At 71.7% G+C, this 4,810-nt stretch carries 2 protein-coding genes; both read right to left on the reverse strand.

Annotated features, from left to right (window positions below; genetic code table 11):
- On the reverse strand, window positions 1–2,278 hold a 2,278-nt coding region (locus OP04_RS48015), incomplete at its 3' end, for an OTU domain-containing protein (protein WP_033346790.1).
- Entirely contained in the window at window positions 2,160–3,851 is a 1,692-nt protein-coding gene (locus OP04_RS54390; protein WP_198154329.1) for a hypothetical protein, read from the reverse strand. The genes OP04_RS48015 and OP04_RS54390, both read right to left, overlap by 119 nt.
- Window positions 3,852–4,810: the final 959 nt, after the last annotated feature.

Here is a 4,810-nt window from a genome sequence, read left to right on the forward strand (position 1 = left end):
CCGCCACCGGCGCCGGCGAACCCACCGACACCCACGACGACTGATCCGGACCCACCACCCCACCCGCCGAATCCGACGGACGAAGCGACTGGAAATGGTCGATCCCGGGGCGGTTGATGAACACCTGCGGCGCGTCCGGCCGGTTCGGCAGCATGTCGGCCGTGTAGGTCGGGTTCTGCACCACGATGTTCACGTCGAGCGCACGGGCGAGAGCCGCCGGGATGTAGTCGCCGATGGCGGAGTTCCACAGGTCCGGGCGGCGCATCGCCTGGGCGAGCAGATGGACCGGGTCCGGCAGTTCTCCGTCGTCGGTCAGCGCCTCCTGGACCAGAGCCACCATCGGCTGGGGGACGAAGGCGTTCCGCAGGCGGTTGGTCACCCCCTCGTGACCGTTGTCGATCAACACGGCCAGACGGCCGCGGACCTCCTCGTCGGTCATGCCGTCCGGTCTCGACGTGCCGCCGCCGATCAGCCTCTCCGCCTGCCCGATGCCCAGGTCCTCGGCGATCAGCGTGCCGATCGACGGCAGAGACGGAGTATGGGCCTCCGGGTGGGCTTCGACGTGCCGGGCGCCGGTCGTGCGCAACGACTGCACGATCTGGTGCGGGTTGCCGGTGGCCGGCAGCCCGCGCAGCGTCACGCCCTGGCTGCGCGCGCTGTCCGCGACCGCGTAGAACAGGCAGTTGCCGCCACGCGGGGCGTTGTGAGCCGTCGTGGTGCCCGGTCCGCGCCGGCCCGCACCCTGGGCTCGCCTACCGGCGGCCGTGCGGCTGCTGGAGGCCACGGCGGGGCCGGTCGGACGGCTGCTGGAGGCGACGGCGCGACCGGCCGGGCGGCTGCCGGAAGCGACGGCGGTGTCGGCCGGGCGGCCGGTGGCGAACCACGGCGTGCTGCCGGTGACCGGCGTGGTCGGGGCACTGCTGCCGTCCGGCCTGGTCAGCGTCTCGGCCGGGGGTGTCTCACCGGCGAGCGTCATCGCCTGAGACATCGCGTCCGCGAGGTTCAGGCCCGGCAGCGGCCGGACCAGCACGCCGTTCCGGTACAGCGCCCAGGCGGTCGTGTCGCTCATCGCCCGCTGGTACTGGTGCTTCTGATCCACCGTCGGATCGGTCAGGCCGTCGTGACGGCCCATCGGCTCCGCCTGGGCCAGCACGTAGCCGCCCATGGCCGCGGACAGGCGCTGACCGGCGGCCCGGTGATCGTCACCGACCAGCACGACACCCTGCCGGCTCAGCCCGGCACCGTCCGGGCCCCGCCGGACCGCGTCCATCTCGTTCTGGATGCGCGCCGTGCTCCGGCCGCCCACCAGAGGCTCGGTCGCCGTCGACGCGCCCCGGCCGATCAGCGCGGTCCACCCGTGCGATTCCGGCAGACGCGACACGGCGATCTCATCCGCGGCGCTGGTCCGGTCGCTGCCCAGGTGACGGCCGGGCGGCGCCTGCCGCGACGGCTGCAACTCGGTCAGCGGGATGCGCACCTGCACGGTCGCCGCGACGTACACCTTCTTGGTGACCGGGTCCCGTTCGACGGCGCTCTTCATGTTCTCGAAGGCCTTGGCGATCGCCTCGCCGGCGTTGTCCCGGCGGGGCTCGCTGAGGAGCCGCTTGGCAACGGTGCCGTCGCTGACCTGGTCGGCGAGCGAATCACCGAACCGGGTGAGTGTGTCCGTCAGCTCCGAGAGCGCGCGTGGCGTCTGGCCGGTGACCTCGAAGAGGACGTCGAGCTCCCGCAGCACGTACGGCCGCTTGAGCTGCTCGGACCGGCCGCTGAGCGGCGCCTCCGCACGCGACTGGCTCAGTGCCTTCTTCGCCGCCGCCGCGAAACGGCTGCCGGGCGTCGGACTCTGCGTGGCCTGCACCGTGCTGACCACCTCGGCCAGCTTGGGAGCGGTGTCGGGCGGCATCCGGTACCCGCGCCGGTCGGTGGCCGTGATGGTCGCGGAGGCGCCGGTCTTCAGGCCTCCCTGCAGGCTGACCGGCGGGTAGAAGACGTTGTTGATCGCCTGGTTGCCCGGCGCGCCGCCGAACTCCGGCCGGATCGTGTAGTAGCCGCCACCGCTGGTACTGCTCGTCGGCAGCGGCACGCTACCGCCGGGGATGTCCGCGCGGCGCGTCTTGCCGGACCCGTCGGAGACGGTCTCCTGGACCGGCGCGATCGGGTCACCGATGTTGAACGCCTGCAACGGCGCGGCGGAGAAGTTGTAGACCTGCGCCGTGCCGATCGACGTCGAGGACGTCGAGGCGTAGATCGGGAAGTACTCGAAGACCGACGCGGCCAACTCGCTCGTTCAGCCCGTCGAACGGCTCCCAGGACGCGATCTCGGCGTCGTCGAAGTGCGGCTGGCCGTCCCGCGCGGGTACCGACTGCTGGCCGTCGGGGGCGCGGCTGACCTGGATGGCGTCCGGGGTGCTCGTCGTCCGGGGCAGGAACAGCGTCGACGGGCGGTCGGTGTTGGGCGGCGGTTCGGCGGTCAGCGGGCGCGTCGTACCGTCGCCCTTCATGAACTCCAGGGTCACGCTGGCGTCGTGCCAGGTGGTGTCCGGTTCGGCCACCGGGAACCCGACGAGGGCCCTGCCCTTCGTCCACAGGCTGCTCAGGCCCACGAACGTGGCCGGGACGATCCGCATCGGGAGCCAGTCCTTCTGCGAGGTCACCGTGACCCGGATGGCGAGCTCCATCGGCACGTGCACGCGCACCACATTGCCGGCCGACTTCGTGATCGGCCGGTGGACCTGCTGGTCCCGGTGCTCCTGACCCTTGGCGTGCTGGCGGAACGCGTCGAACGCGGCGGTGGCACCGGTCGTCCTCAGCGAGCTGGACTGGGTGGGCCGCGCGTTCAGGGTGGCGGTGAGGCGGGTCGCCCAGTCGAGGCTGGTGGTGCTGTGGCCGGTCAGCTCGGTGGCGCCGGACATGGTGTGCGTCTCGATGTCGGCACCGCCCTGGGACGGGTGACCGTAAAGCTCCGTCATCTGGGCGGTGCCGTCGCGGTACCGCTTCGCGGGCCGGGCGATCAGCTCCACGTCGACGACCACCGCGCCCGCTTTGCTGGTGGTCACCTCGGAGATCCGGCCGAGGCGGACCGGCGCGTTGGTCTGGCCGGCGCTGAAGAAGCGGCGCACGCCGGTACGGGTGCCCAGCGACGAGGTCAGCAGCCCGATGCCCTCGTACAGGCCGGACTTGTAGGTGTTCGTGCCCGGCGTCAGCACGCCCGGCAGCTCCTTCTGCACCTTCGCGATCGCGTCGTCGAAGAGCGCGCGCGTCGCCGGGTCCGGGGCGGTGGAAGTCGCCGGTGCGGGGTCGGACGTCTGCGCCGTCGCGTCCTGCGGAGCCGGAGAGGTCTGGTCCTGTGCGGTGGCCTGGTCCTGGGTGGCCGGGGCCGGGGCGCTCTGGTCCGGCGTGACCGGCTCCGGGTGCAGCCCGAGCTGCACGTCGTTGACCGACGCCACGCCCAGGCCCTGCCGGGCGGAGATGCTCCGCGGCGCGTAGTAGGCCTCCACGCCCTCCTCCGGCGTGCTGCCCAGCGGCGGGAACAGGGACTTCTTGGCGTCCAGGACCTGCTGCCGGAGATCGTCCGGCAGGCCGCGGATGAAGGTGCCCTCGGCGGCGAGGACCGGCCGGCCGGCGACCGTCTCACCCGTCTGCCAGGGGCGGGTGTCGCTCGCCGGCCAGGTGTGCTCCAGCGTGTGCCAGATGGTGGCCAGCTCGTTGATGCCCACGGACGCCTCGACGCCGTCCGGCACGTCGAGCGCGAACTCCTCGGTCGTCGACGGATTGATCCGTGCCAGAGCCTCGGCACTGGTCAGGGGATTGCGCGCCGCGAACGTCGACTTGCCCACGAACGTGACCGGCACCGACAGCGTGTACGTCTTCCCGTCCGCGATGTTGACCCGGTAGTCGGTGCCGAGCCGGGTCGGTGAGCTGGTTGCCGTCCTCGATGTACATCGAGGTGATCGCGTCCGGCCGCGGCAACACCAGCTCCGGGATGTCCGACACGTACGCCTGCAGTTCGTGCCGGCCCTCCGGGTCGGACAGCGCACCGGTCTCGAACGGCTGCTCCGTCGAGTGCGACCCGCGCAGCATCGCGTCGATCGCGGCGATCAGCCGGGGGTGGCTGGTGAAGAAGCGACGCGACTGGGCGGAGATGGTCGCGTCGTTGCCCGGGTTCTGGCCGATCAACCATTCGGCGGTACGCCGTCCGAAGATGTCCCGGGCCGACTTGCCGAACGCCTGGTTCAGCGCCGCGGAGCCGCGCACGCCGGTGATGCCCGGCAGGTTCGGCAGGGACGGCCCGTTCTTCAGGTTCGTCCGGTCGGCGGTGCTGACCTTCCGCGGGGCGTTGAGCGGAGCACGGTCGGGCGGGCGTACGTCGGAGACCCGCATGTCCGGCACCCAGGTGTCCATCGTGGCCGTCTGGGTCGACTGGGCATCGGTGCTGTAGGTCTTCCGCGGAGTCTGGTCGCCGTCGCGGTAGATCTCCGCGTCCAGCTCCATGTCGATCGTGAACTTGTGCACCGGCTGACCGAGACCACTGGCCAGAATCACCGAACGACTGGTCTGCTGACCGCTGATCGTGCTGACCGTGTTGATGCCGTTGTTGCGCCACTCGTCGGCCAGGCCCTCCCGGAAGAAGGCCGAGCTGGTCTCCAGGAGACGCCGGTGGTTCAGCGTCTGCATCGCGTTCCCCGGCCCCTTCTTGGACAGGAAACCGTCGGCGGCCGGCCGGCCTCGACGTCGCCCGGCTCGGCGCCGTCCGGGAACGCGCCGGGCACCTCCGGCTGCGGACTCGGCGCACGCGTCGGAGCGGGGGTCT

Origin of the sequence: Catenuloplanes japonicus (genome assembly GCF_000717135.1) — a bacterium.
GTDB classification, from domain to species: Bacteria; Actinomycetota; Actinomycetes; order Mycobacteriales; family Micromonosporaceae; genus Catenuloplanes; species Catenuloplanes japonicus.